Annotated in this window: 26 protein-coding genes; 10 read left to right on the top strand and 16 right to left on the bottom strand. The window is 66.2% G+C overall.

Annotation, left to right across the window (positions count from 1 at the left end; translation table 11 throughout):
- Positions 1-57 precede the first annotated feature (57 nt).
- Complete coding sequence (locus SLQ31_RS26010) at positions 58-789, top strand: DUF4878 domain-containing protein (RefSeq protein WP_319437028.1); 732 nt, start codon at positions 58-60, stop codon at positions 787-789.
- A gap of 95 nt (positions 790-884) precedes the next feature.
- Positions 885-1,745, top strand: coding sequence for a type IV toxin-antitoxin system AbiEi family antitoxin domain-containing protein (locus tag SLQ31_RS26005; protein WP_319437027.1), 861 nt, complete (start codon positions 885-887; stop codon positions 1,743-1,745).
- 34 nt (positions 1,746-1,779) lie between these two features.
- Here the strand turns inward: SLQ31_RS26005 and fbaA are convergent, their stop codons facing one another.
- Positions 1,780-2,814 carry a class II fructose-bisphosphate aldolase gene (fbaA, locus tag SLQ31_RS26000; protein ID WP_319437026.1) on the bottom strand — a complete coding sequence of 345 codons (1,035 nt, stop codon included), beginning with the start codon at positions 2,812-2,814 and terminating at the stop codon, positions 1,780-1,782.
- Between the two features lie 123 nt (positions 2,815-2,937).
- Between fbaA and SLQ31_RS25995 the strand changes: the two genes are divergently transcribed.
- Both SLQ31_RS25995 and SLQ31_RS25990 read left to right on the top strand, forming a co-directional pair.
- Entirely contained in the window at positions 2,938-3,603 is a 666-nt protein-coding gene (locus tag SLQ31_RS25995; RefSeq protein ID WP_319437296.1) for a VTT domain-containing protein, read from the top strand.
- Positions 3,604-3,735: 132 nt separating this feature from the next.
- Positions 3,736-3,966, top strand: coding sequence for a hypothetical protein (locus SLQ31_RS25990; protein WP_319437025.1), 231 nt, complete (start codon positions 3,736-3,738; stop codon positions 3,964-3,966).
- On the opposite strand, the gene SLQ31_RS25985 is transcribed toward SLQ31_RS25990, so the two are convergent.
- From SLQ31_RS25985 to SLQ31_RS25955, 7 genes are all read right to left on the bottom strand, one after another.
- Positions 3,963-4,337 carry a heme-binding protein gene (locus SLQ31_RS25985; RefSeq protein WP_319437024.1) on the bottom strand — a complete coding sequence of 125 codons (375 nt, stop codon included), beginning with the start codon at positions 4,335-4,337 and terminating at the stop codon, positions 3,963-3,965. The two genes, SLQ31_RS25990 and SLQ31_RS25985, sit on opposite strands and share 4 nt — an antisense overlap.
- A 431-nt stretch (positions 4,338-4,768) precedes the next feature.
- On the bottom strand, positions 4,769-5,461 hold the full coding sequence (locus tag SLQ31_RS25980) for an SRPBCC family protein (protein ID WP_319437023.1): 693 nt from the start codon (positions 5,459-5,461) through the stop codon (positions 4,769-4,771).
- A 63-nt stretch (positions 5,462-5,524) separates the two neighbouring features.
- Positions 5,525-6,697 (bottom strand): XdhC/CoxI family protein, encoded by a 1,173-nt coding sequence (locus SLQ31_RS25975; protein ID WP_319437022.1) that lies wholly within the window; start codon positions 6,695-6,697, stop codon positions 5,525-5,527.
- A 17-nt stretch (positions 6,698-6,714) separates the two neighbouring features.
- Positions 6,715-7,545: an oxidoreductase gene (locus SLQ31_RS25970; RefSeq protein WP_319437021.1), complete on the bottom strand. Its 831-nt coding sequence runs from the start codon at positions 7,543-7,545 to the stop codon at positions 6,715-6,717.
- Between the two features lies 1 nt (position 7,546).
- The gene (locus SLQ31_RS25965) at positions 7,547-8,794 is read right to left on the bottom strand and encodes a hypothetical protein (protein WP_319437020.1); all 1,248 of its coding nucleotides are present in this window, start codon (positions 8,792-8,794) and stop codon (positions 7,547-7,549) included.
- On the bottom strand, positions 8,791-9,942 hold the full coding sequence (locus tag SLQ31_RS25960) for a sulfotransferase (RefSeq protein ID WP_319437295.1): 1,152 nt from the start codon (positions 9,940-9,942) through the stop codon (positions 8,791-8,793). The genes SLQ31_RS25965 and SLQ31_RS25960 overlap by 4 nt, the downstream gene beginning before the upstream one ends.
- Positions 9,943-9,969: 27 nt before the next feature.
- Complete coding sequence (locus SLQ31_RS25955; RefSeq protein ID WP_319437019.1) at positions 9,970-10,413, bottom strand: nuclear transport factor 2 family protein; 444 nt, start codon at positions 10,411-10,413, stop codon at positions 9,970-9,972.
- Positions 10,414-10,474: 61 nt separating this feature from the next.
- Between SLQ31_RS25955 and SLQ31_RS25950 the strand changes: the two genes are divergently transcribed.
- Complete coding sequence (locus SLQ31_RS25950; protein ID WP_319437018.1) at positions 10,475-11,374, top strand: SDR family NAD(P)-dependent oxidoreductase; 900 nt, start codon at positions 10,475-10,477, stop codon at positions 11,372-11,374.
- Positions 11,375-11,377: 3 nt separating this feature from the next.
- Here SLQ31_RS25950 and SLQ31_RS25945 read toward each other — a convergent pair whose 3' ends face one another.
- Positions 11,378-12,241 (bottom strand): class I SAM-dependent methyltransferase, encoded by an 864-nt coding sequence (locus SLQ31_RS25945; protein WP_319437017.1) that lies wholly within the window; start codon positions 12,239-12,241, stop codon positions 11,378-11,380.
- Positions 12,242-12,348: 107 nt separating this feature from the next.
- Between SLQ31_RS25945 and SLQ31_RS25940 the strand changes: the two genes are divergently transcribed.
- From SLQ31_RS25940 to SLQ31_RS25930, 3 genes are read left to right on the top strand one after another with little or no spacing between them, the layout of a single operon-like run.
- Complete coding sequence (locus SLQ31_RS25940; RefSeq protein WP_413643030.1) at positions 12,349-13,716, top strand: cytochrome P450; 1,368 nt, start codon at positions 12,349-12,351, stop codon at positions 13,714-13,716.
- Between the two features lie 3 nt (positions 13,717-13,719).
- Entirely contained in the window at positions 13,720-15,819 is a 2,100-nt protein-coding gene (locus tag SLQ31_RS25935) for an Rv1355c family protein (RefSeq protein ID WP_319437016.1), read from the top strand.
- Between the two features lie 52 nt (positions 15,820-15,871).
- A complete protein-coding gene (locus SLQ31_RS25930; RefSeq protein ID WP_319437015.1) occupies positions 15,872-16,552 on the top strand; it encodes a class I SAM-dependent methyltransferase in 681 nt (226 codons plus the stop codon).
- Here the strand turns inward: SLQ31_RS25930 and nhaA are convergent.
- The 4 genes from nhaA to SLQ31_RS25910 are packed head-to-tail and all read right to left on the bottom strand — an operon-like array spanning position 16,549 to position 20,366.
- The gene (gene nhaA, locus SLQ31_RS25925) at positions 16,549-18,393 is read right to left on the bottom strand and encodes a Na+/H+ antiporter NhaA (RefSeq protein WP_319437014.1); all 1,845 of its coding nucleotides are present in this window, start codon (positions 18,391-18,393) and stop codon (positions 16,549-16,551) included. The two genes, SLQ31_RS25930 and nhaA, sit on opposite strands and share 4 nt — an antisense overlap.
- Complete coding sequence (locus tag SLQ31_RS25920; RefSeq protein ID WP_319437013.1) at positions 18,390-19,499, bottom strand: glycoside hydrolase family 76 protein; 1,110 nt, start codon at positions 19,497-19,499, stop codon at positions 18,390-18,392. Before SLQ31_RS25920 ends, nhaA begins: the two co-directional genes overlap by 4 nt.
- 15 nt (positions 19,500-19,514) lie before the next feature.
- A complete protein-coding gene (locus SLQ31_RS25915; protein WP_319437012.1) occupies positions 19,515-20,159 on the bottom strand; it encodes an RNA methyltransferase in 645 nt (214 codons plus the stop codon).
- A gap of 3 nt (positions 20,160-20,162) precedes the next feature.
- On the bottom strand, positions 20,163-20,366 hold the full coding sequence (locus SLQ31_RS25910; protein ID WP_319437011.1) for a hypothetical protein: 204 nt from the start codon (positions 20,364-20,366) through the stop codon (positions 20,163-20,165).
- Between the two features lie 567 nt (positions 20,367-20,933).
- Here SLQ31_RS25910 and SLQ31_RS25905 point away from each other — a divergent pair.
- Together SLQ31_RS25905 and SLQ31_RS25900 are read left to right on the top strand one after the other, a co-directional pair.
- Positions 20,934-21,686, top strand: coding sequence for a hypothetical protein (locus SLQ31_RS25905; RefSeq protein WP_319437010.1), 753 nt, complete (start codon positions 20,934-20,936; stop codon positions 21,684-21,686).
- 57 nt (positions 21,687-21,743) lie between these two features.
- On the top strand, positions 21,744-23,618 hold the full coding sequence (locus SLQ31_RS25900; protein WP_319437009.1) for a putative bifunctional diguanylate cyclase/phosphodiesterase: 1,875 nt from the start codon (positions 21,744-21,746) through the stop codon (positions 23,616-23,618).
- 1 nt (position 23,619) lies between these two features.
- On the opposite strand, the gene SLQ31_RS25895 is transcribed toward SLQ31_RS25900, so the two are convergent.
- The 3 genes from SLQ31_RS25895 to SLQ31_RS25885 are packed head-to-tail and all read right to left on the bottom strand — an operon-like array spanning position 23,620 to position 25,725.
- Positions 23,620-24,390, bottom strand: coding sequence for a hypothetical protein (locus tag SLQ31_RS25895; RefSeq protein WP_319437008.1), 771 nt, complete (start codon positions 24,388-24,390; stop codon positions 23,620-23,622).
- 11 nt (positions 24,391-24,401) lie between these two features.
- The gene (gene pyrE / locus SLQ31_RS25890) at positions 24,402-24,962 is read right to left on the bottom strand and encodes an orotate phosphoribosyltransferase (protein ID WP_319437007.1); all 561 of its coding nucleotides are present in this window, start codon (positions 24,960-24,962) and stop codon (positions 24,402-24,404) included.
- Positions 24,949-25,725: an SDR family oxidoreductase gene (locus SLQ31_RS25885; RefSeq protein WP_319437006.1), complete on the bottom strand. Its 777-nt coding sequence runs from the start codon at positions 25,723-25,725 to the stop codon at positions 24,949-24,951. Before SLQ31_RS25885 ends, pyrE begins: the two co-directional genes overlap by 14 nt.

The raw sequence follows: 25,725 nt of genomic DNA, 5'->3' as shown, positions 1-25,725 counted from the left end.
GTCGCACCCAACCGTTAGGGTCGAAGCACCAGCACTTCAGGAGGACGGCAGCACCCCATGTCGAACCCACCCGGGCCCGACCACGACGACGCGACCAATCCCGTCGTCGGACGAGACGACGAGCAGCCAACCCAGGAAACCGACGCGGCCACCGAGGCGATCGGGGCTAACGACGAACCACCCGAACGTCGTTACACCGCACCGGGATTCGATGCGGGATCGACGCAGATCATCCACCGCACGCCGGACCCGGAAACCGAGATCTTCTCCACGCCGACCGAGGTTTTCGCGGTCTCCGGGCCGCCGCGGACGGGTCCACAGGCCATCCCGGCGCGCCCGGTCGCGACACGCCGGCGCAGCTGGGCCCTGGTGCTCGCGGTGATCGCCGTCATCGCGGCGCTGGCGGCGGTGGCGGTACTGGCCACCTTCCTGCTCACCCGCGACGATTCCGCCAAGGCGTCGCGGGAAGACATGGTCCGCACGACCATCCAGAGCTTCGACGCGGCCGTGCAAACCGGTGACCTGGCCGCCCTGCGGGGCATCACCTGTGGCCAGACCAGGGACAGCTACGTCAAGTACGACGATCAGGCCTGGTCGGACACCCACGCGCGGGTGGCAGCGGCGCGGCAGTACCCGGTGGTGGCCAGCATCGACGAGGTCGTCGTCAACGGCGACCATGCCGAGGCCAACGTCACCTCGTTCATGGCCTTCGATCCGGCCACCCGGTCGACCCGCAGTTTCGACCTGCAGTTCCGCGACAACCAGTGGAAGATCTGCCAGGCGTCCTGAGCGATTTCGGCGCGCTTTCGTTCGCCTAGCGGCGGTTTGCGCGCCGAAATCACAGAGGGTGGAACCGTTCGGGGCGTGGCGAGCGTCGAACTCAGGTGCTCGACGATCTGCTGCGCCGCCATGACGGCGTCATCACGTTGGCCCAGGCGAACGACGCCGGCCTCACCGAACAAGCGGTACGGCGGCGCGCCCGCGCGGGGCACTGGCGGCGGTGTTCAGCGGGGGTCTATTTCGTGGCCGATCGCGAGTTCACCCACTCGGCACGCGTCCGCGCGGCGGTATGGAGCTACGGACACTCCGCCTGTGCGAGTGGTCTGGCGGCAGCATGGTGGCTCGAACTGACCCGGTTCGCGCCCGACGTCGTCGAAGTGACGGTGCCGCGGGACAGCCATGGCCGTTGCCACGACGGATCGCGAGTACGACGGCGCAACCTCTCGGACCTCGACATCGTCGAGCGTCGGGGACTGCGCGTCACCGCCCTTCCGCTCACGGCGATCGAGGCCGCAGTACGCCGCGGAGGCGGACCAAAGCTGATGGACGAAGCCCTGCAGCGCCACACGGAACTCCGTCACCTGTGGGCAGCCCACCTCCGCAACACGGGCAGGTACGGGTCCCCCGGTGCGCGCCGGCTCCTGCAGGCGGCCGACGACGGCACGAAGTCTCAGGCCGAACGATTGTTCACGCGGCTGCTGGCCACATCCGGCATCTCCGGGTGGAAGGCGAACCAGCAGGTAATCGGGTACGAGGTCGACGTCCTGTTCCGCGCCGCGAAGGTGGTCGTCGAGGTCGACGGGTTCGCGTTCCATACCGATCCGGAGGCGTTCGAGCGAGACCGCAGGAAACAGAACGCGCTCGTCCTCGCGGGTTACCAGGTGCTGCGCTTCACCTGGCTGGACCTGACCGAGTATCCCGAACGCGTACTCGCCCTCGTCCAACGAGCGATTTCGGCGCGTTAACCGCCGCTGAGCGAACGAAAACGCGCCGAAATCGCTAGCCCGAGACCGAACGGCCCGCGCTGTGCAGGTCGTTGCAGGCCTCGATGACACGCTCGGTCATGGACGCCTCGGCCTTCTTCAGGTAGCTGCGAGGGTCGTAGGCCTTCTTGTTGCCGACCTCGCCGTCCACCTTCAGCACGCCGTCGTAGTTGGTGAACATGTGCGCGGCGAGCGGGCGGGTGAACGCGTACTGGGTGTCGGTGTCGACGTTCATCTTCACCACGCCGTACTTCAGGGAGTCCTCGATCTCGGACTTCAACGAGCCCGAGCCGCCGTGGAACACGAAGTCGAACGGCTTCGATCCCTCGGGCAGCCCTAGCTTCGCGACGGCGACCCGCTGACCTTCGGCCAGCACCTCGGGCTTGAGCTTGACGTTGCCCGGCTTGTAGACGCCGTGCACGTTGCCGAATGTCGCGGCCAGCAGGTACTTGCCGTGCTCGCCGACGCCCAGCGCGTCGATGGTCTTCTCGAAGTCCTCGGGCGTGGTGTAGAGCTTGTCGTTGATCTCGGCCTCGACGCCGTCCTCTTCGCCGCCGACCACGCCGATCTCGATCTCCAGGATGATCTTGGCGGCCGCGGCCTGCTTCAGCAGTTCCTGAGCGATCGAGAGGTTCTCGTCGATCGGCACCGCCGAGCCGTCCCACATGTGCGACTGGAACAGCGGGTTCTGCCCCTTCGCGACACGCTCGGCCGAGATGGCCAGCAGCGGGCGTACCAAGCCGTCCAGCTTGTCCTTCGGGCAGTGATCGGTGTGCAGTGCAACGGTGATGTCGTACTTGGCGGCGATCACGTGCGCGAATTCGGCGAGCGCAACGGCACCGGTGACCATCTCCTTGATGCCGAGGCCTGACGCGAATTCCGCACCGCCGGTGGAGAACTGGATGATGCCGTCAGACCCGGCGTCGGCGAAACCCTTGATGGCGGCGTTGACGCTCTCCGAGCCGACGCAGTTGATCGCCGGGAATGCGAACGAGTGCTCCTTGGCGCGGCCCAGCATCTCCGCGTAGACCTCGGGCGTTGCGATGGGCATGGCACTTCCTCTCGACTCTGGCGCTGAACGCAGTCAGTATGACAAGAAGCCCGTCGACTGGCACGGGGCGCTCAACCTGCACCGGTACCCTTGGGCCTCGTGACCACCACCACCCTGGCGCTCATGCCGGACTTTCTCGACCCGCTCAAGCTGATCGAGCAGTTCGGCACCTGGGCCTTGGTCGGCATCCTGGTCGTCGTCTTCATCGAGTCCGGCGTGCTGTTTCCGGTGCTGCCCGGTGACACCCTTCTCTTCGTCTCGGGCATGCTCGCCGCGGGAACCGCCGCACGCGGCGCCGACGTGAACGCCAACTTCCAGCTGTGGCAGCTGCTGGTGCTCATCCCGATCGCCGCGATCCTCGGTGGGCAGGTGGGCTACTTCATGGGCCGCTTCCTCGGGACCGCGATGTTCAAACCGAACGCGCGGATCCTCAAACAGCGCTACCTGGACGAGGCGCACCTCTTCTTCGAGCAGCGCGGGCCCTTTGCGATCGTGCTCGCCCGATTCATCCCGATCGTGCGGACGTTGGCCCCGCTCACCGCGGGTGCGGCGAAGATGAAGTACGGGGTTTTCACGCTGTACAACGTCATCGGCGCGATCCTGTGGGGTGTCGGCCTGACACTGCTCGGCTACGGGCTGGGTCAGTTCGAAATCATCCAGAAGCTGCTCGAGCCGATCTTCATCCTCATCGCCGTCGCGTCCATCGCCCCGATGCTCTGGGAGTGGTACAAGCGCCGCAAAGCCGCCAAGGCCGCCAAGGCCGCGAGCGAACCCGTAACCGAGTCTTAACAAAGGTTGCTCGCGACGTCGACGCGAGCCACGAATCGGTCGACCGGGCGCCACGCTTGACAGTAAATCCACAGCGGTACTCACAGGAACCGCGAGTAGTTTTCGCTGATCAAGCGAAAGGACTCGGGGGCTATGAAGCTAATTCTCAAGGGTGTCGTGGTGGTAGCCGGTATCGGACTGGCGACCGCGCTCGGCCCGACCGTGGTTGCTGTGGCTAGCCCGTCGACAACGTTTGCCGTCCAGGACGGCGACAGTGGCGTCAACGGTGCGGCAATCGATTCCGACGGCACACAGGGCGACTACAAGTCGGCCGTCGACGGGTCGATGACCGGCCCGCAGATGGTCGCAACGCCGCAAAGCTAAGACGGCGGCGGTACCCCACAGCGTTGACGGAAGTCGACCGAGGGTTGCCGGATGGCCTGGAGCTCGTCCCGAATCTGGGGATTGGCGGCCAGATAGGTCTGCACCTGATCGCGGGCCTGATCCCTCGGTTGCCCCTTCAGGCTGGTGAAGAAGTCATTCACGTCAGGGTGCAGGGTGAGGTAGTTCGACGTGTCGAACGTGACGCCTGACATCACGAGCGCCATTTCGGCCGCCGTGCACGGCGGTGGAACCGGGGGTGGCGGGTCGGCCGCCGCGGTGGCGGCCCCACCGAACAACATCGCACCGGCGATCGCGCCCGTGCCGATCGCGCAATTGACCGCGCGGCGCGCGGGACGTGCTGAGGGCAACATGGCTGGCTCCTTCACGACGTGATCAAACCGCCGTGACCGGTGCCGGTTGGCGGCAAAACACACTACGCAGAATCTACCGCGAGTACTGTCGCAATACAGCTGTAATCTGCGGCTTTACCTCGATCGAGGGAAGGATTAGCGATGCGGATTAGGCAAACTCCACTCACCGCAATGCTCGCGGCATCCGCGACCCTGGCCTTTACTCTGGCCGCCACTCTCGCCGCCGCCCCGCCGGCTGCGGCCGACTGTATTTCAGCGGCGGCGCCCGACCTCGTCACCCTGTGCACGCAAGGTGACGCCCGGAAGAGCAATACGTCACCCGTCCCGAGGTCCACTCCCTACATCCCACTTGACTGTGATGCCGGGGACTGGCTGTGCGACCAGGGGCTCGGCCTCGCGCTTAGTGACTGAGCGCCGCTGATACAGCCGAGTCACTCGCCGCGTCGCCGGCCCAGGATCGCGATCAGGATCAGCAGTGCCAGCGCCGCGACGCCCGCCGCCGCGTACTTCGTGACCGAGGTGCCGCCGGCCAGCTGAAGCAGGTCGATCGGCTCCGGCTCGGCAACGGGAACGACTCGGGGCGCAGCGGTGGCCGCCGGTGTGCCGAGGGCCTCGGCCCCGGGTGTCGCCGGGGTGGCCACGACGTCAACCGGGGCAGGGTCCGACGGGGCAGGCTCTTTGCCTGCGGCCAACTTGGCCTCCAGCGCGTCGACGAACTGTCCGAGGAGCTTCTCGGAGACCTGCTGCAGCATGCTGCTGCCGAACTGGGCCAGCTTGCCAACGATCTTCAGGTCGGTTTCGACAGAGACGCGAGTCTGGTCGCCGGCCTCGTGCAGCTGCAGGGTGACGACGGCCGCGGCGTTACCCGCGCCCCGGGCCTCCTTGCCCCGACCGTCGACGATCGCCCGGTGAGTCGCCTCGTCGCGCTCCACGAAGTGCGCCTTGCCGGCGAACTCGGTGGTGACCGGGCCCACCTTGATCTTGACCTTGCCCAGGAAATCGTCGCCTTCCTGACCGGTCAGCTGCGCACCGGGCATCAACGGGACCACCTGCTCCATATCGCTGAGGACTGCCCAGGCCTGCGCGATCGGGACACTGACGGTGAACTCGTTGTCGATCTTCATGGGCTCAAGCCTGCCAGGACTCCGGCGGCCAAACGCGCCGGGCCCCGATGTGATAGAGCGACGTCAATAGCGAATCAGATGATCGTTCAATTGCCCTGGCGCCGAGGCGCTGTCGCGGTCGTCGTCGTGGTGAATTCGTCCGTCGAGAGCCGACAACGGGAGGCCGCGGCCGCCCCAACGGCGGGCGATGATCTCGGCGGCGATCGAGACCGCCGTCTCCTCCGGCGTACGGGCGCCCAGGTCCAGCCCTACCGGACTGGCGAGCTTACCCAGCTCGGCCTCGGTCAGGCCCGCCTCGCGCAGCCGGGACAGCCGATCGTCGTGGGTGCGACGCGATCCCATCGCACCGATGTAACCGAGGTCCAGCCGCAACGCGACCTCCAGCAGCGGCACGTCGAACTTGGCATCGTGGGTGAGCACGCAGACGACCGTGCGGGCGTCGATGGCTCCGATCGCGGCCTGCGCGGCCAGATAACGGTGCGGCCAGTCGACCACGACCTCGTCGGCCGTGGGGAACCGAGCGGGGGTGGCGAACACGCCGCGGGCGTCGCACACCGTGACGCGATAGCCGAGGAACGAGCCCTGCTGGGCGACCGCGGCCGCAAAGTCGATGGCCCCGAAGACCAGCATCCGCGGGCGCGGCGCGTGGCTGGCGACGAACACCTCCATGCCCTCGCCGCGGCGCTGCCCATCGGGGCCGTACGTAAGCACCTCGCTGCGGCCGGCAGCCAGCAGACCGCGGGCGTCGTCGGTCACCGCGGCGTCGGCGCGGGCCGACCCCAGCGTGCCCTCGACGAGGTCTGGCCCGAGGACCAGCCGGCGGCCCAGCCGGTGCGAGTCGGGATGGGTGATGACGGTGGCGATCGCCACCGGCCGGTGCCCGGCGATGGCGTCGATGACCTGGTCGAGGTGCGGAAAGCTGCCCTGCGAGACGGGCTCGATGAAGATGTCGAGGATTCCCCCGCAGGTCAGCCCGACGGCGAACGCGTCGTCGTCACTAACCCCGTAGCGCTCGAGGCGGGGCACCCCGGTGGCGACGACGTCGGTGGCCGATTCGTAGACCGCACCCTCCACGCAACCGCCCGACACCGAGCCGCTGACCGAGCCGTCGGGTGCGACGACCATGGCCGCGCCCGGCTGGCGTGGCGCCGACCGGAAGGTTCGCACCACGGTGCCCAACCCGGCCGTTTCACCGGTTCGCCAGATCGCGGCTAGTTCCGCGAGAACGTCCTGCACGCCCTCAAACGTAAGCCCTAACTCGGGAAGTTCACATCCTTGGTGACGGCTTCCCACTCGTCGATCGACGCCGACAGCGTGGCGATCTTGTCCCGGACCGCCTTGAGGACGTCGCGACCGAGCAACAAGCGCAGCGGCGGCTCGTCGAGGCCTGAGACCATCAGCACTGCCTCCGCGACCTTGCGTGGATCCCCGGGCAGGTGGTCGGCGAAATCCTTGATCAGAGATTTACGGGTGCCGACGCTGTCGTCGTAATCGCCGATCGGCGTGGATGATTCCCACATCGACCGTTTGGCCCAGTCGGTGCGGAATGCGCCGGGCTCGATGGCGGTCACCTTGATTCCCAGTGGCTTGACCTCCTGGGCAAGCGCCTCGGTGAGCGCTTCGAGCGCGAACTTCGTCGACGAGTAGTACGCGTTGGGCGGGTTGGCCACCAGTCCCGTCATCGACGAGATGTTGATGATGTGGCCGGCCCCGCGTTCCCGCATCGACGGCAGCACCGCCTTGATGGTGTCGACGACACCGAAGTAGTTGGTGTCGAACAAGAGTCGGACCTGAGCGTCCTCACCTTCCTCCACCGCGGACAGGTACCCGTTGCCTGCGTTGTTCACCAGCACGTCGATCCCGCCGAACGTGGCATCGGCCGCAGCCACCGCGTCGGCGATCAGGTCCTTGTCGGTGACGTCCAGCGCAATGGCCAGGGCACGATCGCCGAACTCGTCGGCCAGATCCTGCACCGACTCGATCCGCCGAGCCGTCACCACCACATTGTTTCCGGCTTCCAATGCGGCCCGGGCGATCTCGCGCCCGATGCCGGTCGAGCATCCGGTAACCAGCCAGCAACCCATCTCAGATCGTCCCTTCCGGCAGGCGGCGTAGATACGCGGCGCGGCGCCGCGCCAGTTCGGCCGTGCGTTCGTCAGCAGTGACCCGGCGCAGCGTTGGCACCTCGGCGTCGAGACGGTCGAGTGCGACGACGCGACCGTGCGCACCGAGATCCGGTCGCGGGCCACCCTCGTCGAACTCGGCCATCCGCAGTGTCAGGATGCCTTCCCGCAGGCCGGCCGAGTCGATCCAGTTCGCCACTCCGGGATCAACGGGCGAGATCACGTAGGTGTAGCTGCCGTCGTCGTTGGGGACCGACTGGGCCTTGTTCAGGCTGCCCGTCCGGTCGACGATATCCAGCGTGGTGCCCCAGATGTTGCTCAGTGGCACGGTGAAGTATTCCGCGCCACCGTCTTTGACGTCGACGACGAATGTCTCGTCGGGACCGAGATCAAACCGGCCCATCACGTAGACCTGGTTCTTCATGGCGCCGACTTTGTCCGCCGACCAGGCCAGGTTGAAGTTGTTGGCCGGCATTTTGTAGATGCCGTGACTGAGCTTGCCGGTGAAGTTCGCGAAGTAGGCCATCATCTCCGCGGTGGCCTCGGCTTGTTCATCGACGGTGCGGGCCGGCGTGGCCGGCGCCCCGCCGAGTCGCTCCACGGTGATGTGGTTGGGATCGTCGTTGCCCCAGTCCAACAGGACATCACGGATATAGAACTCGTGCGCCTCCGCCGTGGTCTGCACGTGGTTGGTCCGCCCACCGGCCGGCTCGGAATCCACTGTGATGGTGTAACTTCCATCGCTGTCGACCGCCATGGTCTTGCCGTTCAGCACGGCAACGGTGCCCATGTTGGGGTCCCAGAGGGTGAAGTAATTCTCCGTCATCCGGTTCTGACCGACGCGGCCGCGGATCTCGTAGCGTTCGTCACCCGAGATTGGGATCACCCGGTAGACGGTGTCGGGATTGTCGATGCCCCACCGTGATCCGGGGATCTGCCGATCGCCCACCGGATGCGCCAGCCGGGTGATGCAACTGACCTTCGGCCGCAGCTTGTCCTGGTTGGAGGACCACACCGCCGCGGAGAACATCACCTCGGCGAACGCCTCGTCGAACCGCTCCCGCATGGCGTCGGAGGCCTTGGCGCGACTCAGCCAGTTTTCCGCGACGGTCGCATACGCCGCCTTGACCGTCGGGTGCTCGGTCAGCTCGAGTGCGGCCAGCTCCTGCTCGTGCTGCGATGCTGTCGCCACCGCATCGTCGGCAATCATTGCTTGTCCTTTCGAAAGCGTTTGTTATACAAGGAAAATCGTTCGTCTACTTGCGCATCGGCCAGGCCATAGAAGGACAGGTCGTACGGTGGTCGGGCGACTTCGCGCGGCCGATTGGCCAGCCAGTCGGTCATCGCGGTGACCGCGGTGTCCGTCAGCGGCAGACCGATCGCGTCGTATACCCGGCCCACCTGGGCGATCGGATCGCCGACTGCTTCGTCGAAGTGGATGTCGGTGACGCGCTGCGATTCGTCGGCCCAGCTGTCCCGCACGGCCATGGCCCGGTCGTTGGTCCAGCCCATCCGCTCGAGCCACTGAGCGCCCACCCGGTGGATGTCCACCTTGTCGGCATGCATGGCGTGCAGGGTCGCGTTGAGACTGGCACCAGACGACACCGTCGTGCGAGGGTTGCGGTGCATGTGCACGACGTGCACGTCGGGGAACTGGTTGCGCAGCGCGTCGAGATACCCCAGGTGGGCCGGCGACTTCAGTACCCAGCGTCCGGCCGTGATCCCGCGCTGGCGTTTCTGCCACTGCAGGAACCGCAACATCCGGTGCACGTAGTCGTACGCCGGCGTGAAATCCTGTGTGTTCAGCCATGATCGGTAGTTGGGCAGGTGGGCGCCGGACTCGGGAACATGGGACAGGAACGCGTCGGCCAGGAAGACGATCTCCTCCTCGGCCTCCCGCGCGTACATCGGGTGGATGGCGAACAGCTCCGGTGCCAGCTCCCGTGACTTGTTCTCCCGCGCTTCGCTGATCGCGATCCGTGGGTCGGTGCCGGCGAAGTCGTAGTCCAACTTGGGAGCGGCCTCCACCACCTCCCAGCCGCGCGCGCAGTGCAGCCGCGTGTCAGCGGCGAGCAGGCGCTGCAGCAGGGTCGTACCGCTGCGCATCATCCCGACCACCACGATGGGCGCTTCGACTTCTTCGTCCAGGATCTCGGGGTGGCGGCGGATCCATTCCTCGGCGCGAAGCCGCATCCGCAGGCTGTGCACGAGGCCCGACCGCAGGATGTGCTCGCCGATGACGTTGAGCCCGGCGCCGGGATAGTCGTCGAGCAGCACCGCCAGGGGCTCCTGGAAGTCGCCGGGGCCCCACTCGGTGAGGCCTTCCTTGGCGACCGCGGCGGCCAGGACCGCATCCATCGCGAAGGCTCCCTCGGCGGCCACGGGTCAGAACTTCAGATGCTGGCTGACGTCGCCGACCTGGTCGACGAACATGGTGCGCGAGTCGAACCACCATTGGCCGTCGACCCGGTGAAAGGTGTCGTGGTAGTGGCCCGTGACGATCACCTGCAACGGAAGGTCGGGCGTCGCCTGGGTGACGCAGTAGTAGGCCTTGCCGCGTGCGGTGCCCGCCTCATCGTCGACGTAGAGCTGCACGTTGCTGGTGTTGTGCTTGGTCTTCGGCGTTCCGTCCTCGTAGAGGCGGGTCGCCATCTCGTACATCTGCCGCACCCGCTCCGGCCCGGCGAACACCGTCTCGGGGGGACCGTTCTCCACCCCGCAGATCCGGCCGTGCGTGAACAACGCGGCGACCCCGTCGAGGTCGCCGGCATCCAGCAGGTCGGCATAAGTGTAGATGAGGTTGCTGATCGCCTGCGCACTGTCACTCATAACAATGGGCATGATCGCAGAGCGATTGCTTAGATGGTCTTGTTTGTCCAGATTCCCCGTTATGCTCGCCGACGTGACGCAGTGGTCGCCGAGTCGACTCGGCAATCTGACCGGTAAACGGATCATCGTGACGGGCGCGACCAACGGTGTCGGGCTCGGCACCACGCGGGCGCTGGCCCGGGCTGGCGCGCACGTCATCCTGGCGGTCCGCAACACGACGCTGGGGGCCCAGCGCGCCGCTGAGATCAGCGGGTCCACCGAGGTGCTCGAAGTCGATCTGGGCGACCTGGCTTCGGTGCGGGCCTTTGCCGAGCGGCTCGACGGCGACGTCGACATCCTCATCAACAACGCCGGTGTGCTGAACGACCGGCGTCACGAGACCGTCGATGGTTTCGAGGCGACGTTGGGCGTCAACATGCTCGGTCCGTTCGCGCTGACGAATCTGTTGTTCTCGCGGGTGCGCTCGCACATCATCAACGTCGCCTCCGACGGCCACCGCATGGCGATGCTCCGGCTCGACGATATGCATCTGCGCCGAACCAAATGGACCGCGCTCAACTCCTACGGGCACTCGAAACTCGCGATGATGTTGTGGGGCCTCGAGCTCGACCGGCGCCTGCGGGCGGCCGACTCCGGCGTCATCACCCACCTGATTCATCCGGGCTGGGTCGCGTCCAACCTGGCACAGACCTCCGATTCGCCGTTGATGTCGGCGGCGTACAAGGTCGTCGACGGACTGGCCCAGCGGTTTGCCAACGACGTCGACCAAGGCGCGGTGCCCACGCTGTACAGCATCAGTGAACCGATACCGCCGGGCAGCTACGTCGGGCCTGTCGGCCGGTTTGGTCTGCGGGGCGCCCCGGCACTGCTCGGCCGATCACCAGGGGCGTGCGATTACGACGCCGCAGCTCGGGTCGTGCAGTTCGCCGAACAGGAAACCGGCACAACGCTTCCCGTCTAGGACTTAAAAGGGCTTGGCCGTGAAGCCCCAGCGCAGCAACGCCGCCTCCCGGCGCGTTTGGCCGTGCAGGGCGCTGCCTTGCTGACCGCTGGGAGCGGGCTTGCCGTTCGCCCCGAACATCCAATAGGCCTGCAGGTACGGCAACGGCGTGGCGTGCCCCGAGCTCAATCCCCCAAGTCCCGCGGCCGCAAGTTCTGCTGACAATTCGTCGCGGGTGAATGCCGCCGCCTCGCTGGCAATTGCGTCCTGCCGCAGGCCCATCGGCGAATCCGGATCGACACACTGCAACATGGACGGGCACGCTGACGGGTCCTTCAGTCGAGCGAAGTCGGAGATCCACAAGGCGGATCCGCTGCCGCATTGAACGGCGGCGATCTGCCGCAGGGCGGCGCGCAGCACCGCCACATCCGGCAGCTGGTGCAAAGTCCACATGCACGACACCGCATCCCAAGGCCCCGCAGCAAGCGCTTCGGGCAGCGCGGTGATGTCCGCCTGCACCAGCTCTGCTCGTGCGTCGAGGCCCTCGGAGGTAAACAGTTCCCGCGCGGTGTCGAGCATGTTCGGCGCCAGATCGACACCGATGGCATGCACGTCCGGGCGCCGACGCAGGACCGCGCTCAGCGCGCGCCCGGAGCCGATACCGAGATCCAGAAGACGGCCGCCGGGCGGCAGCAATGCATCGATCGCTCGGGCACACAGGTCGTACACAGCTTGCATTCCCGGATTGGCTGCGCCACCGGCGTGGAAGTGGGCGACGGAGTCGGCATCGTCCATCACCATCGGTTCGGGAATGCGTTCGCGCCCCGGCGAATGCATCCGCTCGCGCACGACGATGCCCGGCACCCGCCACAGCGGTCGAATCCCCATACCTGACACCCTTCTGCCCGCGCCCACTCGCGCCCCATCATTAAACCTGGGACCACTCGGTACACTGCGGTCCTCATTGAAATAGCGGGGGACCCCAGGAGGTTCGAGTGTCGCAGGCCCCTCCACGCGGTGGCCTCGAATCGTTGCCGCTGGCACCGGTGAACCCGATGCCATTGCGCGAGCGGCTCAAAGCTGTGAAGGAATTCAGCACCGGCACCGAGAGACTGCGCGACGCCGGCGGACCCGTCACACGATTCACCGTAGGTCCCCGCTGGCTGATGCCCCCGATGGTGCTCGTGACCTCCCCGGCCGCACTCCGCGACGTACTCAGCATCAAGGATGGTTCGGTCGACAAGACGAGCCCGGTGTTCGACGAGATGCGCCGGATCATCGGCGCCAACTTGGCGGACCTTCCGTTCGAACCGTGGCGACCACGGCGGCGCACATTACAGCCCGTCTTCACCAAACAGCGTGTCCGCGAATTCGGCGGTCATATGGCGCAGGCTGCTGAATCGGTCTGCGCAGCCTGGCCGGACGGCGGCGAGGTGGACCTCGACGCGCAATCGCGTGCGCTCACGCTGCGCGCCCTGGGCCGTTCAGTGCTCGGCATGGATCTCGAAGCACGCGCGGACGACGTCGCCGAGCCCCTTCGTGTCGCCCTGTCCTACGCCATCTCTCGCGCCACCCGTCCGGTGCGCGCACCACGATGGCTGCCCACGCCCGCGCGGCACCGAGCTCGGGCGGCCAGCGCCACATTGCATCGCCTCGCCGGTGACATCGTGAGCGAATGCCGGCGCGACCCTGACCTGGTCGCACCGCTTGTGCATGCACTCATCGCAGCCGAAGACCCGGAGACCGGAAAAAGGCTGTCCGACACCGAGATCTGCGACGAGATCATCATCTTCCTTTTTGCCGGCTATGACACCACCGCGACCACATTGGCCTACGCGTTGTGGTCTCTGGGACGCGACCCGGAGTGCCAAAGCCGTGTAGTCGCCGAGGTCGAGGCGCTGCCGGATCGGCCGCTGACGCCCGACGATTTACCCAACCTCGAATACACCACTCAGGTGGTGCGCGAATCGCTGCGGCTGTGCCCCCCGGCCCCCACCGGAACCCGGATGGCTTGCCAGGACTTGGAAGTCGGCGGCTATCGGGTAGAGGCGGGCACCATGGTGGTGCTCGGCAGGATGGCCGTACAACGCGATCCGGCACTCTGGGACGAGCCACTCCGCTTCAACCCCGACCGGTTCCACCCGGACACCATGAAGAAACGTGAGCGTTGGCAGTACATCCCGTTCGGGGGTGGGCCCCGCTCGTGCATCGGCGACCACTTCGCCATACTGGAAGTGACCCTCGCCCTCGCCACGATCACCCGGCGAGCCGAAATCACTTCCTCCGAAGCGGATTTCCCACTTGCCCTGCATTTCACAATGATCGCCGGCGCGCCAATTCGCGCCCAAATCCGAAAGCGCTAGCCGATGGCCGTTGACGAAACAGCGAGCTTTGCCGCCCACATCCTCAACGACGGGGATCCCGAACTGGATCGGCTCCGCAATGACCCGGCCGTCGAGTTCATCGACCACCGCGCCGCACTTCTCGACAATCTGCGGGGGCTGCACCCCGCCCCCGGTGCCGAATTGCTCGACGAACCGACCAGGTGGGCCCATTACCCGTGGCGACGTGTCATCGTTGCCATACTCGGGCCCAATGGATTTCGCGCGGTCCGCACCGACCGCAACCGAAACCTCATCACCACCGAAGAACAGCGCCGGCTCTCGGGCATCAGAATCGGGATCGCCGGACTCAGCGTCGGCCACGTCATCGCACACACCCTTGCCGCGGAAGGACTCTGCGGCGCACTGCGACTCGCCGATTTCGATCACCTGGAGCTATCCAACCTCAACCGGGTTCCGGCGACAATCCTCGACATCGGGATCAATAAAGCGGTCGTGACAGCGCGACGTATCGCCGAGCTCGATCCGTATCTGCACGTCGAAGTGATGACCTCGGGCGTGCAGGCCGATTCCCTCGACGACTTCCTCGGCGACCTCGATATCGTTGTCGAGGAATGCGATTCGCTGGACATGAAGGTCCGGATCCGCGAGGCGGCCCGGGAACGACGACTGCCGGTGGTCATGGCCACCAGCGACCGCGGGCTGATCGACGTGGAACGCTTCGACCTGGAGCCGCAGCGTCCAGTCATGCACGGGGTGCTCGGCGGAGTGGACTCTGCGCAACTATCCGCATTGTCGCAGCAGGACCGAATTCCCTACATGCTGCGCCATCTCGACGCCAGCCGCTCGTCCGCCCGGTTGACCGCATCACTGGTCGAGGTCGGCCATACCCTGTCCACCTGGCCTCAGCTGGCCGGCGAAGTCACTCTCGGTGCCACCATCGTCGCCGAGGCCGTCCGGCGCATCGGACTGGGTGAAGCACTGGAGTCCGGCCAAGTCCGCATCGACATCGGCCAGGCGCTCGACGACATCAGTGAGCCTGCGCTCGGCGATGAGCGACCGGTGGACACCGATGCGCCACCGAGCGTCGAGGAGCCGAATGACCCGGTGACCGCGATCGCCCTCGCCGCGGTCCGCGCCCCGTCAGGGGGTAATGCTCAACCCTGGGACATCGAAACCAGTGCGGAGGCAGTGCGCATTCGGCTTGCGCCGCAGTACACCTCGATGATGGACGTCGCGTTCCGGGGCAGTGCGGTGGCCGTCGGTGCGGCCGCCTTCAACGCACGGGTCGCTGCGGCCAAGTCGGGCGTGTTGGGTCCGGTCGAGTGGGCAGCGGACGGACCTGCGCTGCTGGAGGTGACGTTGCGTCTGGGCAGCGATGCCGACCCCGACTTCGCCGAGTTGTATGAGCCCATGCTGCGGCGAGAAACCAATCGCCATCAGGGCACTCCTTCACCCATCACCGCCAATACCATTGACTCGCTACACACTTGGGCAGCCCGGGAGGGCGCTGGGCTTCACCTCATCACCGATCGCGACGACATCGCCAGCGCGGCAAAGATTCTCGCCACCACCGACCGGCTTCGTTTCCTGACTCCCCGCCTGCACCGGGAGATGATCTCCGAGATGCGCTGGCCCGGCGACCAGCCCACGGACAGCGGCATCGACGTCCGTGGTTTGGAACTCGACCCGGGTGACTTCGCGGTCATGGAGATCTTGCGACGCCCCGATGTGATGTCGCTCCTCGCGCAGTGGGACGCGGGCGACGCACTCGGCGACGACGTCGCTGACCGTGTTCAGGCGACTTCCGCGCTCGCCGTGATCACGACGAGCGGAGATCAACTCCTCGACTATGCCCACTGCGGCTCGGCCGCAGAGGCGATCTGGATCGTCGCCCAGCAACACGGATTAGCGGTGCACCCCATCTCGCCGGTGTTCCTGCACGCCGTCCACCGCCACGAACTCTCGGAAATGTCACCATTTTTCACGCCGGAGCTCACCGATCTTCAGTCACGGTTCACCCAGCTGGCCGGCATGAGTTCCGATGAATCACTGGTCCTGGTGCTGCGGCTTGCCCACGCCGGTCCGGCCTCCACGCGCAGTAGAAGACGCCCGCTCAGCTAGCACACCTGGTTGGTACCATCAGCCCACTCGGATGCGAACAGAGGAGTAGTCCATGGTTGTTGCGCCGTTCGACAAGATCACCACTACCTACACGGGCGCGCACGCCTGGATGTACGAGACCGTCGTCGCCCCAGCGGTCTTTGAATCACGCCACGCCGTCGACGACCACTTCCTGCCACAGGTCCCCCAAGGCGGCTACGTCCTGGATGTGGGCTGTGGCGGTGGCCTCTTCACCAAATACCTCGCCGATCAGCGCCCCGATCTTCGCATCGTCGGTATCGATCTCTCGCAGCCCCAGATCGACCGCGTCACCAAGCGAATGGCCGCGTACTCCGATCGCGTTACCTTCCAGATCGGCGACGCCACCAATCTGAACTTCCCCGACGAGACCTTCGACGGCGTGCTGAGCTACGGCTCTATCAAGCACTGGACATCGCAGAGCGGCGGCATCGGCGAATGCATCCGCGTGCTCAAACGGGGTGGTCCGCTGTTCGTCACCGAGGCGGATCGCAGCGCCACCTTCGAAGACGCGGAACGGTTCATCACCTTTTACAAGGCACCGCGATTCCTGGACCGGTTCAACCTTGCCATCTTCCGGACCTGGATCGCAGGGCGTGCGATCGACCTCGATGACGGGCGGGCGCTTGCCGATCGACCCGATCTGGTCGACATCAATGTCAGCCGGATACCCGGTTCACCGATCATGATGATCGCCGGGCGTCGCGCACCCTAATCCGAAGGCCGGGTGGCCTCTGCGACATCGGTCGGCCGGGTGGCCTCCAGGGCACGGATCAGACTCGCCGAATCCCACGGCCCGCGATGACGAATGCCGTTGACGAAGAACGTCGGTGTCGCGTTGAGGTCCATCAGCTCGGCGTCCTGCGCGTCGTCGTCGACCCGGTGCAGCACTCGCGGTGAGTGCAGGTCGTCGTCGAACCGGGTGATGTCACAGCCCACCTGGTCGGCGTAGCGGTAGATGTGCTGCCATTCCAGGTAGTCCTGGAACTCGAACATCATCGTCCCCATCTCGAAGAACTTGCCCTGCAGGGCAGCCGCTTCGCTGGCCCGGGCGGCGTCCATGGCTCTCGGGTGCACCCGTTCCAGGGGCAGATGCCGCCACACGTAGCGCAATTGGTCACCGAAGTGGGCACGGACTTCGTCGATCCCGCCGGTCGCGCGGCTGCAGAACGGGCACTCGTAGTCGCCGTATTCGACCAGGGTCAGCGGCGCGTCGACCGGCCCGCGTATGTGATCGCGGTCCGGCTCGATGTCGCGGACCAGCTTGTGCCCGACCGCGACCGGCGGGCTGAACCGGTCAGTGAGCCGGAAGACCGCCCACCCCAACGTGAATGCGATGACCGACGCCGCCAGGACGCCGACGCGGGCCATATCGGCTGAGTGCGGATCGGCGACCGCCAGATCGATGATGAACAGCGAGATGGTGAATCCGATACCGGACAGTGCCGCGCCGCCGGCGACCCGCCGCAACGTGAGCCCCGGGGAGAGCCGGCCGAGTCCGGTGCGCTGCACAAGCCAGGTGGCCCCGGTGATGCCGATCAGCTTGCCGACCACGAGACCGGCGACCACACCCCAGGTCAGCGGTGAACGCATGGCGGCCATCACGGTGTCGGCGTCCAGCCGCACACCGGCATTGGCCAACGCGAACAGCGGTAGCACCCCGAAGGACACATATGGCCCGAACCCGGTAACCAGTCGCTCGTTGATCGAGATCGAGTCCCGCAGGCTGCGGGTGGCCGCACGGGCGTACTCCGAGTTCGGCGACTGGCGGAACGCCTGGATCACATCGACTGCCGCCTCCACCCGCTGGCGCTCCGGGGTGAACACCGGGATCACCAGTGCCACCGCCACGCCGGCGAGCGTCGGGTGCACACCACCGTTGAACAGGGCCAACCACAAGGCCACGGCCAGAACGGAATACGTCACACCGCGCATGGCCTCAGGCAGGTAGCGCACGCCGACCAGGGCGACCAGCAGCAGGACCGCGATCAGCAGCGGCACGATCCGGATGTGCTCCGAATAGAAAAGGGCGATGGCGGCCAGGGCTCCGACGTCGTCGACCACAGCCAACGTCAGCAGGAAGGTCCGCAACCGGGCGGGGTACTTGGGTGCGATGATCGCCAACGCGCCGACCAGGAACGCGGTGTCGGTCGAGATGACCACCCCCCACGCGCTGGCGTCGTCGCCGGATGGGTTGAACAGCAGGAAGATCAGCGCGGGCACGGTCAGCCCGGCGATCGCGGCCACCACCGGGACCAAAGCGCGCGAGCGCTCCGTCAGTTCGCCGATGGTGAACTGCGCCTTGACTTCCAGGCCCACGATGAAGAAGAAGAACGCCATCAGCGCGTCGTTGACGATCGCCTTGACCGTCAGCGCGCCATGGACATCGCCGAAGCTCAACCCGACGTGCGTTGCCCAGAACTCGGAATAGGTGTGCGCCCATGGCGAATTCGCCCACAGGATGGCCACCAGGGTGAATGTCAGCAGTAGTGCTGCGGCGGCGTTCTCGCCGAAACGCTTCGCTGTCGGGTCGCGACCCAGCCGGCTGCCTCTCACGCTGTCACCGTATGTGCAGCCTCCATCAACATCCAACCCGACAGCTGCACCGAGAGATCACGCTCGGGTGTCTGCGACGAGTTGACCGCGCCCTCGACGAACTGCGCCTGCCCGCCGGCGGCGGCCGGGACCTCGGCGGTGCTGTCCCAGGAGTGTGCGAACAACGGCAGACCGTCCACGCTTTGGCGATTGTCCCAGGCGGCCTCGGCCGAGGTGAGCACGATCGTGCGGGCGGTGTCTCTGGCGGAAGTATTCTCGGCGGACTCGGCGTCCCCGGCGGGGAGGTCAGTCGCCGCGAGCGCCAGATACCGGGCGGTGATCCCGGAGAACAGCCCGCCGTCGCCGCCGCCCGCCCCCTTCAGAATCCCGCCGGGTGCCATGTGCTCGCCGATCGCCGCGATGAGCCGCCGCACCCGCGCCGGGTGCCGATCGTCGCGAGTGCGCACCGCCAGCTCGGTCTCCAATCCCAGCACGACGCCCTGGCAGTAGGTGTACTGCGCACGCACCACCGAACCGGCCATGATGCCGTCGAACACCAGATGGGTTTCGGGGTCGATCAACGTTTCGTCGATCCAGTCGGCCATCTGCTGGGCTCGTCGCAGCCGGTCGCCATGGCGGGCCAGGAAGATCCCGGCCGGACCGTTGGCCGGCGCGTTGAAGAACTGATCCTGTTTGCGCCAAGGAATTCCGCCACCGTCCTCGGGCACCCACGACTTGACGAACTGTTCGCCGAGCGTCGCCAGGGCGCGCGGGCGATCGACGCCAGCCAGCCGCTCAGCACGCTCCAAGGCCAATGCCAGCCAGGCCATGTCGTCGTAATAGCTGTTGGTCCAGCGGCCGTTGTTGCGCAGCCGATGGCCGCGGATCTGCCGCGTGATCATGCCCAGCCGGTCGGCCTGCGGGTCGCGCAGCTGCGCGTCGATCAGACAGTCCAGCAGGTGCGCCTGCCACCAGTAGTGCCACGTTCCGAACCACCGGTCACGGCGCGCGGGCGGCCAGCTGACGACGCCGAGCTGTGTTCCCGGCAGTTTCCAGAGCGCGCGCAGATGGCGCTTCGCGATCGCGGCCTCGGCGCTGGCGGCGCGGTTCGCCCACAGCTGGTCCATGCGGCCAATCCTGCCCTACCAAGCCTCAGAGAAATCGGCCCATTGCTTGATCCAGGCGTGCATGGCAATGCCCGCGGCGACGGCGGCATTGATGCTGCGGGTCGAGCCGAATTGCGCGATCGACACCGTGATCGCGGCGCCGGCCTGAGCCGCCTCGGAGATGCCGGGCCCCTCCTGACCGAACACCATCAGGCACTCACGCGGCAATGTGGTGGTTTCCACCGGCACGGCCCCCGGGATGTTGTCGACGGCAACGACGGTCAGTCCGGCGCCTGCCGCGAAGGTCAGCAACTCGGCGGTGCTGTCGTGGTGGCTCAGCCGTTGATAGCGGTCGGTGACCATGGCGCCGCGCCGGTTCCAGCGCCGGCGCCCGACGATGTGCACAGTGTCGACGGCGAAGGCGTTGGCCGTGCGGACCACCGCGCCGATGTTGGCGTCGTTGCCGAAGTTCTCGATCGCGATGTGCAGCCCGTGCCTGCGGTGGTCGATGTCGGCGATGATCGCCTCCCGCGTCCAGTAACGGTAGGCGTCGACGACATTACGAGTATCGCCCTGGCGCAACAGTTCTGGGTCGTAGCGCGGGTCGTCGGGTAGCTCGCCGACCCAGGGCCCGACGCCGGGCGCGCCGGTGCTCCACTCGGTGGGACCGGCGTCAGTCACGGGTCACCCAGACCATCCAAGCCGCATGTACCCATTGCCGGTGAACACCGTCGGCAGCGCGCCGACCGGAAAGGCCGAATCGGATGTCTTCGGGCTTGGCGTGGGGTGCCACAGCTGGAGCAGCCGGGCCGGCGACATCAGGCACAGCAGTGGGCGCAGCATCGGTGTCGACGACGACGAAATCACCTCTCCATCGAAAATCAGCAACCGACACGTTCCTGCCCAGCAGGGCCAACGACTCCCCGATGCGAGCGTGAGCAGCTCCATAACTGGATTTGCTGGGCGATTCTGAGCACCCGCCGGCGCAGATGACGCTAACTGCGGCCGGCACCACCGCCGTCCGGCGAGCGAATTTTCGTTCTGGCACGCCGCCGTGAAGGGACCGCCACGCCGATGCGATACAGGTCACCCAACGGCCTTTCTGACGCCTAGTTCACACGCCGGACGTACCATCCGGCATTCAACGCATCGGTAATAACAATTCGGTCTCCGACGATGACGAGTGTAGGGGCCTTCGTTCAGTCGACAGCGATGCCGCCCTTGACCTGGAATGTTGTGCGCACAGGTGTTCACGGAGCCGGTCTTTTCAATCGGCCCTCGCCGCCGATCGCGGCGGCTACCCCCCGGTAACCAGGGCTTTTCCAGCTAACGGCTGGAGTCTTTGCGCCTTTCGGCGAGATACTGATATTTGCAAGTTCGAATAAATAGCACCCGCGCACCCTCGGCATCTGCTGCGGAAACCCTATCCGCAGGCCGCCCGAAAGATGGGAAACGATGAACGCGTCAGTCCTGGACTTTCCTGCTCAGAAGCTCTACCACCTGCCCGAGACGATTAGCTGGCGCGACACCGATACGGGCTGCACCATTACGTGCGCTCAACCCGACAGCGAACCTGAGCTATGGGATGACTACCTGCAGGGTGCCTTGCGTAGCTACGAAAAACACGGAGTCGAAGGGGCGCTGGACCTCGGCTCGTTCGCCGACGGGCGCGACACGACTCTGTTCTACACCGCCGTCGACGACGACGGCCGGATGCTGGGCGGCCTTCGGGCCAAGGGCCCCTACTTCGGCGCCGACGAGTCGCACGCGATCGTCGAATGGGCAGGCCAGCCCGGCCAGGACATGGTCCGCAAGATGATCACCGACCGCCTGCCGTTTGGCGTGGTGGAGATGAAGTCGGCCTGGGTGAGTGACGACCCTGCCCGCAGCGGCGAGCTGACCCGCACCTTTGCCCGCACCGCGTTCCCGACCATGGAGCTGTTGGGCGCCCAGTTCATCCTGGCTACCGCCGCCGCGCACGTGCTCGACAGGTGGAGCACCTCGGGCGGTGTGGTCGCCACCAAGATTCCGGCCGCCGCCTATCCCAGTGAGCGCTACCGCACCAAGATGATGTGGTGGGATAGGCGCACCTTCGCTAACCACGCCGAGCCTCGGCAGCTAGCCAAAATCGTCAAGGAGATGCGCATGCTGGCAACCATCTCCGACGAGTTCAGCGGCTTCGGCATGCAGTACGGGAGTGGAAGCTAACCTGCACAGCTCAAACCGATACCATCTCTTAAGCTCCACTAATCACGAGATGGCACGATGACCACACATTCCGAGACCGGGACTGCTGACAGCCTGGAGAATCTCGTCACACTTGTCGCCACTCAACTGATGGCTGCCGACGCCGCGACCTCGGCGAAAGTCAGTCAAGAGGTCCTCGGACAACTCGTGACATCCTTCGGTGTCGACGTCAGTTTCTTGCGTTACAACGATCACACGATCCGGGCGACCAAGCTGATCGCCGAATGGCCTGTGCGGCCCGTGATCCCCGATCCCGATCCGCTGGGGATCGTCTACTTCGCTGATGCCGACCCGGTCTTTGCTACCGCCGAGACCGCCAAGGAGCCGGTGTTCTTCAGGCCCGACCCAATACCTGAAGACGACTACCAGCGGCTGGTCGAGGAGGGCACCGGCATGGCCCTGACCTCGATGGCATCGGTTCCGCTGATATCCGGCGACACGACGACCGGCTGCCTGGGATTCATCAAGTTCGGCATCAAGGACTGGTCACCCGAAGAACTGAACGCGCTCAAGGCGATCGCCTCGTTGTTCGCCCAGGTGCAGGCACGCGTTGTCGCCGAGGACCAGCTGCGTTATCTCGCCGAGCATGACGACCTAACCGGATTGCACAACCGTCGGGCACTGCTGGCCCACCTCGACGACCGGCTGCGGGCTGGTCAGGCAGGGCCGGTCTCGGCGCTGTTCCTCGACCTCGACCGGCTCAAGGCGATCAACGACTACCTGGGTCACCACGCCGGTGACTGGTTCATCCAGGCGTTCGCCGAACGGCTGAGCGAGGAGACCGGCGAAGGCGATGTGATCGCTCGCCTCGGTGGCGACGAGTTCGTGGTCGTCCCTGCCGGGCCAATGGACGCGGACGCCGCCCTGGCGCTGGCTCATCGGTTGCAGGCGGTGCTACGCGACCGGGTGACGATCGGCGGTGAGACGCTCACCCGTACCGTCAGTGCCGGTGTCGCACTGGGCGTTCCGGGTCGGGACACGACATCTGACTTGCTGCGGCGCGCCGACCAGGCGGTGCTGAACGCGAAGAATGCCGGCGGCAACAAGATCGCGGTGTTCACCGACGAGATGTCACTGAAGAGCGAGTTTCGCAACGACATCGAGCTGCACCTGCAGAGCGTGATCGACGCCGGGACGCTGATTTTGCACTACCTGCCCGAAGTCGACATGCGCACCGGGGAGATCCTGGCGACCGAGGCGTTGGTGCGCTGGCAGCATCCGACTCGCGGCCTGCTGCTGCCGGACTCGTTCATCAACGTCGCCGAATCGATCAATCTGGCAGGCGAATTGGGACGCTGGGTGATGCGCGCCGCCTGCTCGGAATTCAGCGGCTGGCATGCCCGCGGCATCGCCAAGAACGCGATTATCCGGATCAACGTCTCTCCGGTGCAGCTGGTCACCGACGGCTTCGTCGAGTCGGTGGCCGACACGATCGCCGAGTTCAACCTCGACGCCAAATCGGTGTGTTTGGAGATCACCGAAAGCGTTGTGGTGCAGGATATCGAGACGACCCGCATCACGCTGGCCGGTCTCAAGGACGTCGGGGTACAGGTGGCGATCGACGACTTCGGCACCGGCTACAGCGTGCTGACACATCTGAAATCGCTTCCGGTGGATACCCTCAAGATCGACAAGGGTTTTGTATTCGATCTCGGCACGAACCCGGAGGACCTGGCGATCGTGCGCGCGATCATCGCTCTGGCCGAGGCGTTCAACCTCGAATTGGTGGCCGAAGGTGTCGAGTCACCGACTGCGGCAATGACCCTGCTCCAGCACGGCTGCCATCGCGCTCAAGGATTCCTGCTGTCGCGGCCGGTGCCCGGCGAGGCGATGGCCGAACTCTTCGCCAAAAAGTTTATCCCGGTGGATTTTTCCGCATCCGACAAGGGCTGAATCAGGAGCTGTACAGCAGTTCGACGAGGCCGAACCGGCTGGCAGTGCGGCTCACAACCGCAACTTGCGCTGTGCCGCTGGGCAATTCGGATTGCACAGGCCAATCTGCTTCGTCGGGCACGGGCCCGATCGTCAACGCGACGCCCATCGTCGCGCGCACCAGTCGCATCCCGTCCGACGTGGATAACTCCGCGCCGGCAACGCGCCCCTCCTCGAAGACCAGCCGGTGCAACGCGGTGCCGGGGTAGTCGAGAAGACCCCGCTCATCGGCCTGCGCACGTAACCACTCAGCCAATTCCAAACCGGGGCGGTCAGTTTCAGGTCGATAGTCACCCAGCACGGCCGCCCGGATCGTCTCCCCACCGGAGCGCAGCGCGGTCATGTCGTCGGGTATCTGGCTGTAGACGACGCCGAACGGCGATGCGACGCAGCGCGCCGAGAAGTCCCGCAGCCGCGAGCCGAAGAACGGCTCGATCGTGGCGCGACGATCCGTGCTGATGACGACCGGTTGAGCGTGAACGACGGCCAGTTCCACGTCCCGATCCACCGGCGGGTCCAGATCGTCGGTCATCGATTGCAGGTAGGCGGCGGTGTCGGGATCAGAAGGCTCAGAAGACAACTCCGCATCGGCGAACTCGACGTCGAAGTCGAGGTCCGCGCACCAGATGGCATGAGCCAGCGCGCCAGGACCAGCACCGACGCAGATCACGTCGACGACGTCGTCCCACTGCCATTCCGAAGCCTCGATGGGCTCCTCGTGTATGCGCGCCATTGTCTTCGGTGTCAGGACGCCGGCAGGCCGAGGTCGGCCAGACCCAGCACGCTGCGGTAGGGCACGCCTTCGGCCTCGATAGCCTCGGCCGCCCCGGTAGCCCGGTCCACCACCGTCACGACACCCACCACCGTCGCGCCCGCCTCCCGCACCGCGTGCACGGCGGTCAGCGCCGAACCTCCGGTCGTGCTGGTGTCCTCGACCACCAGAACCCGCTGGCCTGCCACGTCGGCACCTTCGATGAGCCGTTGCATCCCATGGCTTTTCAGCGCCTTGCGCACAACGAAGGCGTCGATCGGGCGGCCAGGCGCGTGCATGATCGCGCCAGCCACCGGGTCAGCACCCATGGTCAATCCGCCGACGGCCGCGTAGTCCCAGTCGGCGGTGAGCTCGCGTACCAGCCGGCCGATCAGCGGTGCGGCCTCGTGGTGCAGGGTGGCCCGCCGCAGGTCGACGTAATAGTCGGCCTCCTTGCCGGAGGACAGGGTGACGCGGCCGAACACCACCGACAGCCGGCGGACCAGGTCGGCGAGTTCGGCACGATCGGTGGCATTGAGATCAGGTGCGCCCACGGCTTCGTCCTATTCCGTTGTTGACCGCGCGGACCACTCCGCGCGGAACCAGCCGGCCGGCTGTGGTCAGCAGCTTGTACTGCAGGCCGGGAATGCTGATGATCTTTCCTTTGGCCACATCGGCCAGGCTCTCGGCGACCACGTCATCGACGTTGAGCCACATGATGTTCGGGATCGACGTCATGTCGATGCCGGCGCGCTCGTGGAATTCGGTGTGGACGAATCCCGGGCACACCGCGTGGATGCTGACGCCGCTGCCTGCCAGACCGTTGGCCAGCCCGTCGGTGAACGATACGACCCAGGCCTTCGACGCCGAGTAGGTCGACCCTCGCCCCGACAGCAGCCCGGCGACACTGGCGATGTTGATCACCGTGCCCGCACCGGCCGCGATCATCGACGGCAGGGCCGCGCGGGTGAACTGCATGACCGCGGTGACGTTGACGTCGAGCTGGGCCTGTAACTGGGCGGGCTCGGCGGTCCAGAACTCACCGGCGGTGCCGAATCCGGCGTTGTTGACCAGCACCTGCACTCCGGCCGTCAGCCGATCGGCCACGGTGGCCCGGTCGGCGGCCTCGGTCAGATCGGCAGGTAACACCTCGACGTCGATGCCGTTGGCGGCCCTCAGTTCGGCGGCCAGGTCGTCGAGGCGCTCCACGTTGCGGGCGACCAGGACCAGGTTGTAGCCGTCACGCGCGTAGCGGCGGGCATAGCCGGCCCCCAGACCGGCGGTGGGGCCGGTGACGAGCGCGACGGGACGGGACAC

The sequence above is a fragment of the Mycobacterium sp. RTGN5 genome, from assembly GCF_033804465.1.
Lineage (GTDB): Bacteria > Actinomycetota > Actinomycetes > Mycobacteriales > Mycobacteriaceae > Mycobacterium.
Note: the sequence above shows the minus strand (reverse complement) of the source record. Positions and strands in the feature narration are given on the sequence as shown.

Coding starts and splice junctions, on each gene's coding strand:
- SLQ31_RS25920 (WP_319437013.1), bottom strand. CDS start 19,499: ATGGACCAGCTGTGGGCGAACCGCGCCGCCAGCGCCGAGGCCGCGATC.
- SLQ31_RS25900 (WP_319437009.1), top strand. CDS start 21,744: ATGACCACACATTCCGAGACCGGGACTGCTGACAGCCTGGAGAATCTC.
- SLQ31_RS25930 (WP_319437015.1), top strand. CDS start 15,872: ATGGTTGTTGCGCCGTTCGACAAGATCACCACTACCTACACGGGCGCG.
- SLQ31_RS25980 (WP_319437023.1), bottom strand. CDS start 5,461: ATGAAGATCGACAACGAGTTCACCGTCAGTGTCCCGATCGCGCAGGCC.
- SLQ31_RS25895 (WP_319437008.1), bottom strand. CDS start 24,390: ATGGCGCGCATACACGAGGAGCCCATCGAGGCTTCGGAATGGCAGTGG.
- SLQ31_RS25965 (WP_319437020.1), bottom strand. CDS start 8,794: ATGATTGCCGACGATGCGGTGGCGACAGCATCGCAGCACGAGCAGGAG.
- SLQ31_RS25960 (WP_319437295.1), bottom strand. CDS start 9,942: ATGGATGCGGTCCTGGCCGCCGCGGTCGCCAAGGAAGGCCTCACCGAG.
- SLQ31_RS25955 (WP_319437019.1), bottom strand. CDS start 10,413: ATGAGTGACAGTGCGCAGGCGATCAGCAACCTCATCTACACTTATGCC.
- fbaA (WP_319437026.1), bottom strand. CDS start 2,814: ATGCCCATCGCAACGCCCGAGGTCTACGCGGAGATGCTGGGCCGCGCC.
- SLQ31_RS25945 (WP_319437017.1), bottom strand. CDS start 12,241: ATGGGGATTCGACCGCTGTGGCGGGTGCCGGGCATCGTCGTGCGCGAG.
- SLQ31_RS25950 (WP_319437018.1), top strand. CDS start 10,475: ATGCTCGCCGACGTGACGCAGTGGTCGCCGAGTCGACTCGGCAATCTG.
- SLQ31_RS25985 (WP_319437024.1), bottom strand. CDS start 4,337: ATGTTGCCCTCAGCACGTCCCGCGCGCCGCGCGGTCAATTGCGCGATC.
- SLQ31_RS25935 (WP_319437016.1), top strand. CDS start 13,720: ATGGCCGTTGACGAAACAGCGAGCTTTGCCGCCCACATCCTCAACGAC.
- SLQ31_RS25970 (WP_319437021.1), bottom strand. CDS start 7,545: ATGGGTTGCTGGCTGGTTACCGGATGCTCGACCGGCATCGGGCGCGAG.
- SLQ31_RS25995 (WP_319437296.1), top strand. CDS start 2,938: ATGCCGGACTTTCTCGACCCGCTCAAGCTGATCGAGCAGTTCGGCACC.
- SLQ31_RS26010 (WP_319437028.1), top strand. CDS start 58: ATGTCGAACCCACCCGGGCCCGACCACGACGACGCGACCAATCCCGTC.
- SLQ31_RS25905 (WP_319437010.1), top strand. CDS start 20,934: ATGAACGCGTCAGTCCTGGACTTTCCTGCTCAGAAGCTCTACCACCTG.
- SLQ31_RS25990 (WP_319437025.1), top strand. CDS start 3,736: ATGAAGCTAATTCTCAAGGGTGTCGTGGTGGTAGCCGGTATCGGACTG.